This window comes from Gluconobacter japonicus, from assembly GCF_015244665.1.
Classification (GTDB): Bacteria; Pseudomonadota; Alphaproteobacteria; order Acetobacterales; family Acetobacteraceae; genus Gluconobacter; species Gluconobacter japonicus.
In genome coordinates this window covers 66,666-79,349 of the sequence record NZ_JABCQN010000006.1, presented here as the reverse complement: position 1 = coordinate 79,349, position 12,684 = coordinate 66,666, and the positions used below count along the sequence as shown (strand labels likewise).

The window sequence follows — 12,684 nt, the reverse complement described above, 5'->3', positions numbered from 1 at the left end:
GTCCCGGAGACTGGCCTCACCGAGGCCAGAGCAGTCGCCCGTCCGAAAGATACTCCGAGAGTTTTCCGGCGCGTCCTGTCCGGGCCTGCCAGTTTGAGAAACCCTGAATAACAAACTGGCTTCCCAGAACAATCGCACAGGCGAGCGCTTCCACACAGGATGCGCTGAAAGCGGCCCCACCGCTCCACATGAGGATCATCACCCACCAGAGGCTCGCCAGCAGACAGAGCGAGCCATACAGTCGCCCCAGGGTCCGGGTTCGCTTACGGATTGCAGCCATTTGCGGCGACATGGGAGGCTGATCCTCGAACGTCGTCTGGTCCACGGGCTGGATCACAGGAACGTCCTGAAGGATCCGAAGACCCTGCTGCGCCGTGCGCAGACCCGGCCTCAGCGCAAAGATAAACGGAAAGACGAGCCATAACGCGGCTCGTCCGGCCCGCTGCTTCACTGTCGCACGAAGGCTCATGCGTGAAGGCTCGCGAGAAACGCATCAAGATCGTCTGGCAGGCCTGCCTCAACATGCGGGGTGCCGGTGCGATCCTTCCACACGAAGGTTGGCGTTCCTCTCAGGCCAATCGCATGAGCGGCAGAGAGATTCAGCATCAGGCTGGCGCCCGCCGTGTCTGAGGTGGCGTGGCCTGGAACAGCGTGACCAAGAGCATCGATCTGGTTCCACAGTGCAGCCATGTCATGCGGTTTTGCAGAGAGCATCTGTTGCGCAGCCGGCGTACTGGCCCCCTTGTTCTCATGATCGTTGATCGAGACCGGGACGATCGCAAGCTGTAGCCGGCCGGAAGCAACAGCAGGCTTCAGGGCCGCGTAGGCACGGGTTGAGAACGGACACAGCGGATCGATAAACATATAGACGCGGGGTGCCGTGTCCTGTCCTTGAAGCCCGAAGGCAACCGCTTTCACGCGCTCAACAGGATCCACTGCAGGAGGTGCAGACGTCGTTGAGGGCGCGCCCGGTCTTGAGCCCGGGCCGGAGCCAGAAGGATTCCATTGCACGGTCGGGATCGCACCCGGGATCGATGAGACCTGGTCGCGCGTGATGTTATGACCGGTCGCATCCCACATGACCCCTCCGATTTCGGCCAGATGATCGGGTGTGAGGTAAAAGACACGGAACTGCGTGCCGCTCCGTGCGAAGACCGCCTCAAGACCGTGCTCGGATTTCAGCCGATAGAGTTGCGCGCCCTGGCTCGCAAGGCGGCTCAAGGCAGGCGAGGCTGCAATATCGGCGGCGGCCATCGTTGGCCCTATCTCCGGCATAACAGGTGCAGGCAGTGCAGGGGGCGGCCCACCAACAGCACGGATTGGCTCTGCGGCGGGGCAGGTCGAGGCTCCGAGAGCCACAGCGGGGAGCCCGAGCATCAGCATCGGGATGAAAGAGCGCATGGGTTTGATCCTCCTGCGGACATCATGCCGGGCGCACATGTGAGTGCGATCCGGGCGCGTCAATCAGGGTCGTGTTCGCACTCACATTCGGATCGGTCAGACTATGGGGAGGTACTTTCTAAAGGATTCTACACCATGCGCTTTCGCTTCTGGCTCGCCGTCTGTGTCTCGCTGGCGGCCCCTCTGGTGTCCCAGGCCTCAGCGCAGCATCTGACGCCGGAGCAGCTGGACAGGCTGTCGCAGGAGCGTCAGTCGGAACTCGGTTCTCGCAACTGGGGTCCGCCCCCGACAGTCACGCAGGCCCCGCAGACGCTGCACGCCACGCCGGTTCCCGTGACCTGTCGCAGTCCCGCCCACGACTTCGAGCCGCTTTTTGCCGAGCCGCGTCGTGGTGCGGTCCATGTTGGAACAGCCGCTCCGCAGATCGCCGTGACGGACACGGTCTTTCAGGGCTGGCGGCAGGTTCTGCGCTCGGGAACGACCTTTGCCTGGATTCCGGAGGCCGATGTCGTGGCCTATCGTCCGCTCGTGGACGGCGCGCCCCGAAACTGCGTTGTCACGGGTGAGAATGCGGCCGGCATGGTCCTGTTCGATTATCCGGCCAAGTAAGTGAACGCCGCACGCCCCTTAATTCTCCTGGCAGTCGCAACCGCGGGCACCGTCAGTCTGGCTCGCGGGGCGGTTCCTGAGCAGATCGTCCCAGTCAATCCGGAACCTGGATCGCCCGTCTTCACGCGGCCATCGACCGCGACGACTGGCGGGACCACCGCCACATCCTCGTATCAGGGCGCCTGGGGCACGGCGGATGCGTATGGGACGCTGATGGCACAGACCTATGGTGCGGACGCGGTGGCTGCGGCGCAGGCGGCCGGGATTAATCCGGACACGCTGGCGGCGTTCGGGCAGATCGAGAGCCATTTCCAGAATGTCGGGAATACGTCCTCTAGCGCACAGGGGGTGTGGCAGGTCACAGACGGCACCTGGAACCAGTATGCCTCCAGACTTGGGCTGAGTACGGCAGACCGGTCCGATCCTGTCGCCCAGGCGAAAGTCGCGAGCGCCATCATCAGCGACTATGCCTCTACGGTGAGTCGGGCAACGGGGGCGCCTGCGACAGGGACACAGGTGTATGGGGCCTACATGTTCGGCACCAAAGCAGGATCGGCCATTGCGACGGCTTCGAATCCCAACGCGCCTCTCAGCCAGTTCGTGTCGGCCAAGGCTTTGGCAGCCAACAACATGAGCGGCTGGACGGTGGGGCAGTACCAGCAAACGGTGGCCAGCCGGATGGGCAGCGGGGCTTCGGAGGCGGTGACGAGTTGAAAAGAGCGCGTCAAAATGGACACACTAAACGCCCGTTTTTACTCATGTTTTTCGCTGTCACAGCGTTTTCGAGGTTGTTGCAGCGCCCGAACGGAGGCACGATGCCCGGATGTCTGGAGACGTCCCTGTGGGCGGCGCCAGCGAGTCGATCCAGAGGACCCCCGATGACGTAGCGCCCACATACCAAAAACCCCGCCTCCTCCGATCGCCAAATCGGAAGAGCCAGGGCTCCAGGCAAAACACGCGTTAGGTGATGAAAAACCGTTAAAATCATCTAGCGTCAGCTCTTTTCGAAACGCAAGCACTAAATTGCGAACGGGAGTGTTTTGTCTGGTGTCCGGCCGTGAGGTGGTCCCTTCACCCCCAGACCGGACCGATCAATGGAGCATTCTGCACACACGCAGAGGGCGCAGGCCCCGTGCACGCGGCGCGGCCGACGCCGGATCAGTGAGGCCATGCTGGCCGCACGCGACGAACTGACCACCCCCGTCCCGGCCGAACCCGGCAAACGGGATATGCTGAACATGCTGAAATCCCTCCGCGGTGTCCTGCCCGTCAGCCGGGGAGCCGCCTCGACGCTGATCATTATGGTAGAGAAGACCTCTCCGGACGCCTGGACGGCGCTTGAGACGCCCTTCATCTATGCGCACAACAGCACGCTCATGGCCTGGACAGGTCTGTCGCGCAGCACGCTGCAGCGGCACATCCGGGAGCTGGCGGACGCGCGGCTTCTGGTGCCGCAGGACGGACGCAACGGACAGCGTGGCCGACGATGGCAGGCGGAGGAAGGCCAGACACAGGTTGGCTTCAATCTGGCGTCCCTGCGCTATCGCTGGCCGGATCTGCTGGCCCTGAGCGCGGAACAGCGGCGACTGCGCCAGCGCGTGTCCTTTCTGCGCGACAACATTGCCAGCCTGAACGACACGGTCCGTGCCCAGGCCGAAACCCTCGGACTGGAGGCCATCCTTGAGCAGGCAGTGGGGATCATGCGCAGCCGTCTGAGGACGGTTCAGCTCGGTACTCTGGAGGGGCTGTACCGGGAGATGCTGGCCCTTTCTGCGGCTCTGGCCGGGCAGTGCGCCGAGCCTGAATCCGGCCCGGATAACGAGCCTGTGGAAAACGCGGTTTTTTCAACGTCGTATCCAGCAGAAATGAGGCCCATGGGTCCTCAAAACGGGGCCCACTATACAGATACTAAAAACATTCAATCTTCTAAAAAAGTAGGTCACGTAGCCGCCGATAGCGGCATTCGCATTGAAGAAATGCGGTGTGAAGGGCCGGGTTCCGGAACCGACCGTTCGAGCGTGTATGACCGGACAGCGCTACGCGGATTCAAGGGGACAGCGACGTTCTATCTCGAGATCTGTAGCAATCTGCGGGATCTCTGTTCCTCCGGTCGACCGACTGCCGAGCAGCTGATCGAGGCGGCCGAGTATCTGTCGGGGCAGGTGGGTGTGTCCTGTCATGCCTGGTCCCAGGCCTGCGTCGTCCTTGGGAGACTGCAGGCGGCCGTCGCCGTGATCGTCATGGCGTCACGACTGGAGCGGGGCGCGGTCATCCGGTTTCGGGATGCCTATTTCCGCTCCCTGATCGAGCGGGGGGCGCGAAACACCCTGTTCCTTGATCGCAGCCTGTATGCATTGCGGGATCATCGCACCCGGGAAGTGGGGATGCTCGCCGAGGCCGGTGTCTCAATGGCCGCAGTAAGCGTGCAGGGACCGAAAACGCGAGAGAGCTGGATCTGACAGGATGATGTTTGAAAAGCCCGTTCTTCTGCGACTGCTGGATCGTCTCGGCGCACTCGCCACCCTGCTTCTGCCGCTGTTTCTGGTGCATTGGCGCGGTATCGCCGAGGGCTGTCTGGATGGGCTGGCGGTCGGATTTCTGGTTCGGAGCGCCTTGACCCGCGATTGGTCCTGGTGTCGGCAGGGCTTCGTCTGGCCGGCCCTTGTCTGGTGGGGGTGGCTGGTTCTCTGCTCCCTGCCACGGCAGATGCCAGTTCCGGCCGAGGCGACGGCCAGCCTCACCCAGGCGCTGCTGGCCATCCGGTTTCCGCTGGCGGCGTTCGCTCTGGCGTTCTGGACGTTGCAGGAATCTTGGACCCGGACATGGTGTCGCCGTCTGGTTATCACCTGCGTGCTGTATCTGGGGGGGCAGATGCTGCTTCAGGCGGTCACGGGCCATAACCTGTTTGGCAATCCGCGTTTTGGGGATGGGACACTCACTGGCCCCTACGACAAGCCGCGTGTGTCCGCGCCTTTTGCACTGCTGGGTCTTCCGGCAGCTCTGTATGTCGGGGCGTTGTTGGGGGGACGAATGACACGGTCCTGGCAAAAAACGCTTCTGACGGGCGCGGTTCTTCTGCCGGTTCTCGGTTTGCTCGTTCTGGCTGGCCAGCGGATGTCCCTGGCGACATTTCTTCTCGGCACCGGCGTCTGTGCCCTGGTGCTCCCGTCACTGCGGCGTCCTTCGCTCGCACTTCTGGTCGCCAGTCCGGCTCTCATTGGACTGCTGATGTTCGTGTCCCCGGAGGCTTTCGGGCATCTGGTGACAAAGACCCAGACGCAGCTTCTCCACTTCGCCAGTTCACCGTATGGGCAGATCTACAATCGGGCGGCCGTGATGATCGAAGCACACCCGGCTCTGGGGTTAGGGGACGATGCATTCCGGCATTATTGTCGATCTGAAGCGTTTCTGAGGCCCGGTCCGAGCCATCTGCAACCGGACGGAGGCGGGGTGTCTGTGTGTGTTCAGCACACTCATAATCATGTGCTCGAAGCCGCCACCAACAGCGGGCTTCCAGGAGCCGCTCTGTTTGTTGCGATGATCGGAAGCTGGTGGCTTGTTCTGGGACGAACTGCCAGGAGGCAGGTTGGGCTTTCCGCAGAGGAGACTGGCTGGCGTGTCGGTCTCTTCGGGGCCGCTGTCCTGCATGAGTGGCCTCTGTCGTCGCAGAGCGCTTTCCTGAACATGCCGCTTGGCGGGATTGCTTTTCTGCTTCTGGGGGCAGGGCTGGCGGAAGCCGTCAGGGATCTGAAGGCGGATCGCCCTGACGACGGAGAGACTGCTCGCGGCGCTTTAACTCTTTCTCAACGGCCTCGCGGATAAACTGCGCCATACCCCTGTCGCCCACAAGCGCGATAATACGATCGCGCTCCTCAGGACTCAGGCGAACGGACGTCATTTTGAAGTTGAGTGGCGGTCTTCCCATACGCCTCCGCTACACGGCTCATGCTGCGCCTGTCAAACATAAATAAAAGATATCGTCTATTGACGGATAAACGATAGCGTTTAATATGATTTGTAACGCAACATACTGTGTCCCTGCCGGTCAGGCGGGGACCGTTATCGACAGGTCCGTCATGACACTGAAAGCCATTTCAAAAACACTTTTCTCCAGCTCTGCCCTTCTGCTTCTGGCGGCCTGCAGCAGCGGGATGCCTGCGCCTGAGCCCGTACTGCTCAGTCAGTTCAACCAGAACACGGACCGTTTCGGCGTCGTCAGCACGGTCGGTAAGGCGGAAGGCACGATCCAGAAGAACGGTCGCTCCTGCGATATCTACAAGATCTACACCACCGGTCTGACAGCTGGTGGCCGCGCGGCCATGAAGGCGGGTGAAGTTGTCACCAGCGTTGCAACACTTGGTCTGGCGCAGGTGATCTGGGCACCGGTGAAGGCTGGAACCCGTCCGCAGCTCCATACGGTACTGTTCTGTTTTGGCAGTAATGACAAGCTTGTCGACATCTATGACAAGGATCCGACGGATTCCACCGGACCCGATCATCTGATCATTAACCGCACGGCTTACAGCACGCCGGTTATCGCGGTACCGGCCACCCCGTCTCTGCAGGCAGAGGTGACAGCACAGCCTGGTCAGCCTGTGAGCGTCACACCGGTGGCTGTAACGTCCGCGCCTGTGGAAGCTACTGCGCCAGCTCCAGGTGCCCCGACCACAACGGCCGATGGTGCACCAATCATCTACGAAAAGGCCATTGCGCCGAAGGCGGCGGAAGCAGCCGGTGCGATCAGCCTGGATAATATGGCGCAGGAAGCGACGACCGGGTTGCAGCAGGTTCAGACAGGCAAGGCCAAGGTTCAGGCGGGCGCAACGGCAGATGATCTGAACTCGATCAGCTCGCAGAAGGCTGTCGCCGCCAATCAGGCAGTGCTGTCTGGTAAGGGGGAGTAAGCGTACCCATCAGTTAGTACTATGTTCCGCATCATTCGAGGCAACTTACGAGGTGTCTACTGTCTCAGATGCGTCGCACTATCGCGCTGAATAGCCGTTTTCTGATCACAATATCTGGCTGCCTGTCTGGTCTCATGCGGGCGGCTTTGGGGGGAATTCGGAATGTCAGTTATCGGGAAGCGATAGTCGAAAGTAGCCATTCGCAACACTCAAATTCATGACGCCTGCCGACCCAACTCATGCCGTTGACCCTTACCGGGATCACCGGCCGGCATCCAGGAAAAGCCAACGTTCAATGCCATCCGAACTGCGGGCCGGAAGAATCAATCCTCCAGTCCCCAGTGCCGATGAGATCAGTCGCACAATGTCGAACGCTCCTTCGCGCTTCGCATCTGCGCCGTCACGGTGTTTTCTACACTCCAGCGAAAACGCTCAGATCACCATTTCGCCAGGCATTGTCGACGGTCACCCGCTAGATAACCCAGACCTCGCCATTGCGAGACAGGTCGACGTCGTAGCGATTTTTCATCATGTAATGCCGCGAGTGATCGTCCTGCAGCACATCCTGCGCCTCGACGAGTGCCTCGATTCTTGCGGTATCGCCCTCCAGCCACACGCGCGGATTGCTGACCGTATGGGTCGTGTCGATACCGGCGAGCGAAGCGGACAACACCGAGACCAGCGTGTCGCGCCCTTGCAGCACGGAATACTCGAAGGCCGCCTTCGCCGCTACCGGCCTGAAATCGGAGATCGCGTCTTCCGCCAGGGACGACGCCAGCAGATCCTGGTCGCGTAAATCGATACCCGCAGCATAGCGATAAAGCGCATCGACCACGGCGAGAGTCTCGGAAATGGGTGAATTAGAGGTTATTGTCATATCCTTGAAACTTGGGGAGATGGGGCGTAGGTCAGTTAGGGATCCTTGAGAGGGTCGTATCCGCGATCGTCTCTGCGAAACCGCTGCCGAACAGGCCAGCAGGTGTCTGGAAGCCAGGTCGAGTTTCGCCCGCGAGCACCCGCCGCGCAGCCTCGGATGCCGCCATCGGCGTGAAGGTGTAGCCATTGACCGTTTCGAGACGATGCAGGCTCACCGTGCCGTCGGCAGCGGTCACTTCCGCCACGGCGGCGTAACGATTGGCCGCGCGCTCGGCTTCCGTGGGGCCGTCGGGAAGCGCCGAAAGATCGCCACCGGGAAACGCATTACCGACAACGTGCACGAAAGTTGCGATATTGGGCACTTTCGTCTCTCGCCAGATCGTGATCAGGTCGGGCAAGGTCAGCGGAAAGGAAGCGGCCAGGCCGCTGCCGAAGTCGAACTCGTGCAGTGCCGTGGTATTGCTCGGGACGAGAGCCCCGTCTGCCCGCACAAGGAGATCCACGGCCACATTCTCAGCAGCGCTGATCGCCGAACCGCGCGACATCGCGCCGGAGACCATGAGCGCGATGCGGATGCGTGCCGGCTCTGACACAGTCTCGATCGCCCGCGCCGCCAGGCAGCCGAGCATTGCGACGCTGCCGCCGCTCCCCGGCAAGAGCATGACGCCACGCTCGTCGGCTTCTTCGTCGAGCTTCTCGGCGAGCCGATAACTGTTCAGTTCGGCTGCGATGTCGAGATAATGAACGCCATTGCGGATCGCCGCACGCATCAATGGCTCGGCAGTGCGCAGGAAGGGGCCGGCGCAATTGAGCAGGACCGTTACGCCCGAAAGCGCTGCGTCCATAGCCCCCTGGTCGTCGAGGGTAAAGGCTCGCGTCTCGCCGTTCAGCCCAGCCAACGCCGCGGCATCACGACCGGCAAGGAGCGGATCGAGCTCGGCGGCCTTCGCATAGCCGGTTGCGAGGCGCGCGGTGTAACCGGTAGCGCCGTAGATCATGAGCCGGCTCATGACGCATGCTGCCAGCTCTTGAACACGAATTCGAGGCTGTAGCCATCGGGATCGAGCACGTTCGCGGCATAATAACGGAGATCGTAATGCAGCCGCACACCGGGCGCTCCCATGCCTCCGCCTGTAGCTTCGGTGGCACCGGCGGCGATCGCTGCGGCATAGGCGGCATCAACCTGTTCCCGCGAATTCGCGACGAAGCCGATATGGGCAGCCCGTCTTTCGACCACGCCCGGTCGCAGCCAGAAGAAGATGCGCCCCTTGCAGCCAAATCCCTTGAGATCGGGGTGGCCGGGAGGAGCGTCCTTGCTATCGTAATCGACACGATCAGTGATGCCGAGCGGCGCGAGTGCCCGCGTGTAGAAGGCGATGGAGCGGTCAAGATCGGCAACAGATAGGAAGACGTGATCGAGCATTTCTGATCTCCTGTTCAGACGACGTAACCGCCGGCGACTTTGATCCTTTGCACTACCTTGACCGCCTGCTCCGGATTGCGGTTATAGGTGAAGATGACGCGGCTACCGCCGGTGATGATCGTGATTTTCATAGGGTGTTCTCCGCTACTTTTCGAGTGACTTGGAGATAGCTGTTGAGCCCATTCGCGGCAGCGCCCGATCCTCCCTCGATTTTGCCTATTCCTGCTTTGCGTTTGCCGCGACCACACGAGAGGCGCACAAGAGGCACATGGAAAACCAGCTTGTAGAACTGCGTCACCTTGCTTCAATCGCCCGGAACAGGCGTACCGAGACCGGTATCCCGCGCGTGGCGATGGTGCAGGGAGCGATACCAGAGCACGAATTGGCAGCGGTCTATGATCCAATGATCAACATCATCCTGACCGGCAGCAAGGCAATGACGATCGGCGAACGGACAATGCGATACGATCCGGCTAGCTATTTCGTGATGTCGCTGGATCTGCCCGCTGTTGGCGAGGTGTGTCCGGATGCTGTCGGCAATCCCTATCTGGCCGTCAGCCTCACGATCGACCCGCAGATGGTGGGCATGTTGCTTGCCGATCTCGGCCATGTCGCCCCACCGCCGTGTTCGAGTGGGTTCTCGGTAGCGACGGTGACGCCCGAGTTGCTTGATGCGTGGCTGCGGATGCTGCGACTGATCGATAATCCAACCGATATTGCTGCGCTGGCTCCGGCCTACGAACGCGAGATCCTGTACCGGGTGTTGCAGGGACCGCACGGCGCAATGCTGCGCGACATCGCCATGCCCGACACCGCCATATCGCGCGTCCGGCTCGCCATCCACTGGATCCGCACGAACTTCAAGTTGCCGTTGCGGGTAGAGGCCCTTGCCGAGATTGCCGCAATGAGTGCCTCAGCCTTCCATCGCCACTTCAAGGCTGCGACGGCGATGAGCCCGCTGCAGTTTCAGAAACGTATTCGCCTGCTTCAGGCGCGAATGCTGCTGATCGCCAGCGCCCAAAGCATCGCTGCAGTGGCTTATGAGGTGGGGTATGAAAGCCAGTCCCAGTTTACTCGGGAATATACACGCTTCTTCGGTCAGCCTCCCGCAAGGGACGTGCGCCGGGTTCAGCGCGAGCTGCGCGACGGCCTAGCCTGACGATCACCTGTGACCGTTACAATGTCTGCTTTCGGGCAACCACTATAAACGCTCCAATGACCGAGATGAAGGCGACTGCTGCCTGTCTGCTCCTGTATCGCTGAGCAGACAGGCAGATCGGGGGGGTAAACGGAATGTCTGGTCTGAGCGGAAAAATTGAGGAAGCCGACAGTCGTGATCTCCGTTTCCTCACATAGGATAGCTTGACTTACGACGATATATCCATAATACCGGATATATGGATACAGAATCTACCCTCGCAGCCCTGAGCGCCCTGTCGCAGTCCACACGGCTGGAGATTTTTCGCCTGCTGGTGCGCTACGAGCCGGACGGATTACCCGCCGGAGATGTCGCGCGGCATCTCAATGTCCCGCAGAACACCATCTCGGCCCATCTCGCCACCCTGGCCCGTTCCGGGCTGCTGACCTCGGAGCGCCATAGCCGGCTGATCGTCTATCGCGCTTGTCTTCCGCGCCTGCGGGACCTGATGCTCTTCCTCGTCAGGGACTGCTGCGCGGGCAGTCCCGAACTCTGCGCGCCCCTGGTCGCAACCCTGTCCTCCTGCTGTCCCTCCCCGGAAGCCCGCTCATGACCATCACGATCTACCACAACCCGGCCTGCGGCACGTCGCGCAATGTGCTGGCACTGATCCGCAACAGCGGCGAGGAGCCCCGGATCATCGAATATCTGAAAACCCCGCCCAGCCGTGCGGAACTGGTCAGTCTGATCGCCCGTATGGGCGTTCCGGTGCGCTCGATCCTGCGGGAAAAGGGTACGCCCTTTCACGAACTCGGCCTCGATAATCCGGCCCGGAGCGATGATGCGCTGATCGACGCCATGATCGCGCATCCGATCCTGATGAACCGGCCCATCGTCGTCACCCCGCTGGGTGCGGCACTCTGCCGTCCGTCTGAGGCGGTTCTGGACATCCTGCCCAACCCGCAGAGAGGCGCTTTCGTCAAAGAGGACGGGGAGAAGATCGTCGATGAATCCGGCAAGCGGATCATCTGATGCTGGCGCTTCTGATTTTCGTTGTCACGCTGGTTTTTGTCATATGGCAGCCTCGGGGGCTGGGTATCGGCTGGAGCGCAATGGCCGGTGCCGCCGTGGCCCTGGCGGCTGGTGTGATCCACTGGCACGACATTCCTGTCGTCTGGCACATCGTCTGGGACGCGACTTTCACCTTCATCGCGCTGATCGTCATCTCGCTGTTGCTGGATGAGGCCGGATTCTTCCATTGGGCCGCCCTGCACGTCGTGCGCTGGGGCAAAGGGCGAGGCCGGACGCTATTCCCGCTGATCGTGGTGCTGGGAGCGGCCATTGCGGCGGTTTTCGCCAATGATGGTGCGGCCCTGCTGCTCACGCCCATTGTCATCGTCATCCTCACTCAACTGCGCCTGAGCCATACCGCAGCCCTGGCCTTCATCATTGCGACCGGCTTCGTCGCAGACACCACAAGCCTGCCGCTGGTCATCTCCAATCTGGTGAACATCGTCAGCGCCAATTTCTTTGGCATTGCGTTCGATCGCTATGCCGCGATCATGGTCCCTGTCGATCTGGTAGCACTTGGCGCAACGCTTGCCGTTCTGTGGTTGTGGTATCGGCGGCAGGTGCCTGCGACCTATCCCGTCGCCGAACTGCCAGCACCCGCCACGGCCATTCGTGACCACCATGTATTCCGGGCGGCCTTTCCGCTGTTGGCCCTGGTTCTGGCGGCCTATTTCCTGACCGCACAGTTTCATATCCCGGTCTGTGTCGTAGCCTGCCTGGCCGCCGGAATCCTCTTACTCGTCGCCGGATATGGTCGGGTTATCCCTGTTCGCAAGGTGCTGCGGGGCGCACCGTGGCAGATCGTGATCTTCTCGCTGGGTATGTATCTGGTGGTGTATGGCCTGCGCAATGCCGGGCTGACCGACTACCTTGCAACCGCACTGATCTGGCTCGGCCATCAGGGACCGTTCACCGCTACGATCGGCACCGGCTTTCTGGCGGCTGTTTTGTCGTCCATCATGAACAATATGCCGAGTGTGCTGGTCGGGGCGCTGGCGATCCAGCAGGCTCACGACATCACGCCGCTGACCCGTGAACTGATGGTCTATGCCAATGTCATCGGTTGTGACCTCGGCCCCAAATTCACCCCGATCGGCAGTCTCGCCACGTTGCTGTGGTTGCATGTGCTGGCATCCAAGAAGCATCGGGTCACATGGGGGCAGTATATGAAAGTGGGGCTGGCGATCACCCCGCCTGTCCTGCTGGTCACGCTCGCAGTGCTGGCCCTGTGGTTGCCTGCCATCAGCCGCCCGTAACGTGCA

The 12,684-nt window shown here is 61.4% G+C and carries 14 protein-coding genes; 9 read left to right on the top strand and 5 right to left on the bottom strand.

Annotated elements, in window-relative coordinates; all coding sequences use genetic code 11:
• Positions 1 to 16 precede the first annotated feature (16 nt).
• Both HKD32_RS11960 and HKD32_RS11955 read right to left on the bottom strand, forming a co-directional pair.
• Complete coding sequence (locus tag HKD32_RS11960) at positions 17 to 469, bottom strand: hypothetical protein (RefSeq protein WP_194258068.1); 453 nt, start codon at positions 467 to 469, stop codon at positions 17 to 19.
• The gene (locus HKD32_RS11955) at positions 466 to 1,401 is read right to left on the bottom strand and encodes a DsbC family protein (RefSeq protein ID WP_194258067.1); all 936 of its coding nucleotides are present in this window, start codon (positions 1,399 to 1,401) and stop codon (positions 466 to 468) included. The genes HKD32_RS11960 and HKD32_RS11955 overlap by 4 nt, the downstream gene beginning before the upstream one ends.
• A 135-nt stretch (positions 1,402 to 1,536) precedes the next feature.
• On the opposite strand from HKD32_RS11955, the gene HKD32_RS11950 reads away from it, so the two are divergent.
• The 5 genes from HKD32_RS11950 (at position 1,537) to HKD32_RS11930 (ending at position 6,914) form a co-directional block, all read left to right on the top strand.
• Positions 1,537 to 2,010 (top strand): hypothetical protein, encoded by a 474-nt coding sequence (locus tag HKD32_RS11950; protein WP_194258066.1) that lies wholly within the window; start codon positions 1,537 to 1,539, stop codon positions 2,008 to 2,010.
• On the top strand, positions 2,011 to 2,724 hold the full coding sequence (locus HKD32_RS11945; RefSeq protein ID WP_337905549.1) for a transglycosylase SLT domain-containing protein: 714 nt from the start codon (positions 2,011 to 2,013) through the stop codon (positions 2,722 to 2,724).
• 380 nt (positions 2,725 to 3,104) lie between these two features.
• Positions 3,105 to 4,469: a replication initiation protein RepC gene (repC, locus tag HKD32_RS11940; protein WP_194258065.1), complete on the top strand. Its 1,365-nt coding sequence runs from the start codon at positions 3,105 to 3,107 to the stop codon at positions 4,467 to 4,469.
• A gap of 4 nt (positions 4,470 to 4,473) precedes the next feature.
• Positions 4,474 to 5,832, top strand: coding sequence for an O-antigen ligase family protein (locus tag HKD32_RS15260; RefSeq protein WP_228118999.1), 1,359 nt, complete (start codon positions 4,474 to 4,476; stop codon positions 5,830 to 5,832).
• 254 nt (positions 5,833 to 6,086) lie between these two features.
• Entirely contained in the window at positions 6,087 to 6,914 is an 828-nt protein-coding gene (locus tag HKD32_RS11930) for a hypothetical protein (protein ID WP_194258064.1), read from the top strand.
• A gap of 472 nt (positions 6,915 to 7,386) precedes the next feature.
• On the opposite strand, the gene HKD32_RS11925 is transcribed toward HKD32_RS11930, so the two are convergent.
• The 3 genes from HKD32_RS11925 to HKD32_RS11915 form a co-directional block, all read right to left on the bottom strand.
• Positions 7,387 to 7,749: a nuclear transport factor 2 family protein gene (locus HKD32_RS11925; protein WP_337905548.1), complete on the bottom strand. Its 363-nt coding sequence runs from the start codon at positions 7,747 to 7,749 to the stop codon at positions 7,387 to 7,389.
• 73 nt (positions 7,750 to 7,822) lie between these two features.
• Positions 7,823 to 8,788, bottom strand: coding sequence for a saccharopine dehydrogenase NADP-binding domain-containing protein (locus tag HKD32_RS11920; RefSeq protein ID WP_228118998.1), 966 nt, complete (start codon positions 8,786 to 8,788; stop codon positions 7,823 to 7,825).
• Between the two features lie 8 nt (positions 8,789 to 8,796).
• Positions 8,797 to 9,213 carry a VOC family protein gene (locus tag HKD32_RS11915; RefSeq protein ID WP_194258061.1) on the bottom strand — a complete coding sequence of 139 codons (417 nt, stop codon included), beginning with the start codon at positions 9,211 to 9,213 and terminating at the stop codon, positions 8,797 to 8,799.
• Positions 9,214 to 9,481: 268 nt separating this feature from the next.
• Between HKD32_RS11915 and HKD32_RS11910 the strand changes: the two genes are divergently transcribed.
• The 4 genes from HKD32_RS11910 (at position 9,482) to HKD32_RS11895 (ending at position 12,678) form a co-directional block, all read left to right on the top strand.
• Positions 9,482 to 10,372 (top strand): AraC family transcriptional regulator, encoded by an 891-nt coding sequence (locus HKD32_RS11910; RefSeq protein ID WP_194258060.1) that lies wholly within the window; start codon positions 9,482 to 9,484, stop codon positions 10,370 to 10,372.
• Between the two features lie 238 nt (positions 10,373 to 10,610).
• Entirely contained in the window at positions 10,611 to 10,964 is a 354-nt protein-coding gene (locus tag HKD32_RS11905; RefSeq protein ID WP_062028250.1) for an ArsR/SmtB family transcription factor, read from the top strand.
• Positions 10,961 to 11,383, top strand: coding sequence for an arsenate reductase (glutaredoxin) (arsC, locus tag HKD32_RS11900; protein ID WP_194258059.1), 423 nt, complete (start codon positions 10,961 to 10,963; stop codon positions 11,381 to 11,383). The genes HKD32_RS11905 and arsC overlap by 4 nt, the downstream gene beginning before the upstream one ends.
• Positions 11,383 to 12,678, top strand: a complete 1,296-nt coding sequence (locus HKD32_RS11895) for an arsenic transporter (protein ID WP_273498528.1) — start codon at positions 11,383 to 11,385, stop codon at positions 12,676 to 12,678. The genes arsC and HKD32_RS11895 overlap by 1 nt, the downstream gene beginning before the upstream one ends.
• Positions 12,679 to 12,684: the final 6 nt, after the last annotated feature.

Coding starts and splice junctions, on each gene's coding strand:
- repC (WP_194258065.1), top strand. CDS start 3,105: ATGGAGCATTCTGCACACACGCAGAGGGCGCAGGCCCCGTGCACGCGG.
- HKD32_RS11905 (WP_062028250.1), top strand. CDS start 10,611: ATGGATACAGAATCTACCCTCGCAGCCCTGAGCGCCCTGTCGCAGTCC.
- arsC (WP_194258059.1), top strand. CDS start 10,961: ATGACCATCACGATCTACCACAACCCGGCCTGCGGCACGTCGCGCAAT.
- HKD32_RS11960 (WP_194258068.1), bottom strand. CDS start 469: ATGAGCCTTCGTGCGACAGTGAAGCAGCGGGCCGGACGAGCCGCGTTA.
- HKD32_RS11895 (WP_273498528.1), top strand. CDS start 11,383: ATGCTGGCGCTTCTGATTTTCGTTGTCACGCTGGTTTTTGTCATATGG.
- HKD32_RS11915 (WP_194258061.1), bottom strand. CDS start 9,213: ATGCTCGATCACGTCTTCCTATCTGTTGCCGATCTTGACCGCTCCATC.
- HKD32_RS11955 (WP_194258067.1), bottom strand. CDS start 1,401: ATGCGCTCTTTCATCCCGATGCTGATGCTCGGGCTCCCCGCTGTGGCT.
- HKD32_RS11950 (WP_194258066.1), top strand. CDS start 1,537: ATGCGCTTTCGCTTCTGGCTCGCCGTCTGTGTCTCGCTGGCGGCCCCT.
- HKD32_RS11920 (WP_228118998.1), bottom strand. CDS start 8,788: ATGATCTACGGCGCTACCGGTTACACCGCGCGCCTCGCAACCGGCTAT.
- HKD32_RS11910 (WP_194258060.1), top strand. CDS start 9,482: ATGGAAAACCAGCTTGTAGAACTGCGTCACCTTGCTTCAATCGCCCGG.
- HKD32_RS11930 (WP_194258064.1), top strand. CDS start 6,087: ATGACACTGAAAGCCATTTCAAAAACACTTTTCTCCAGCTCTGCCCTT.
- HKD32_RS15260 (WP_228118999.1), top strand. CDS start 4,474: ATGATGTTTGAAAAGCCCGTTCTTCTGCGACTGCTGGATCGTCTCGGC.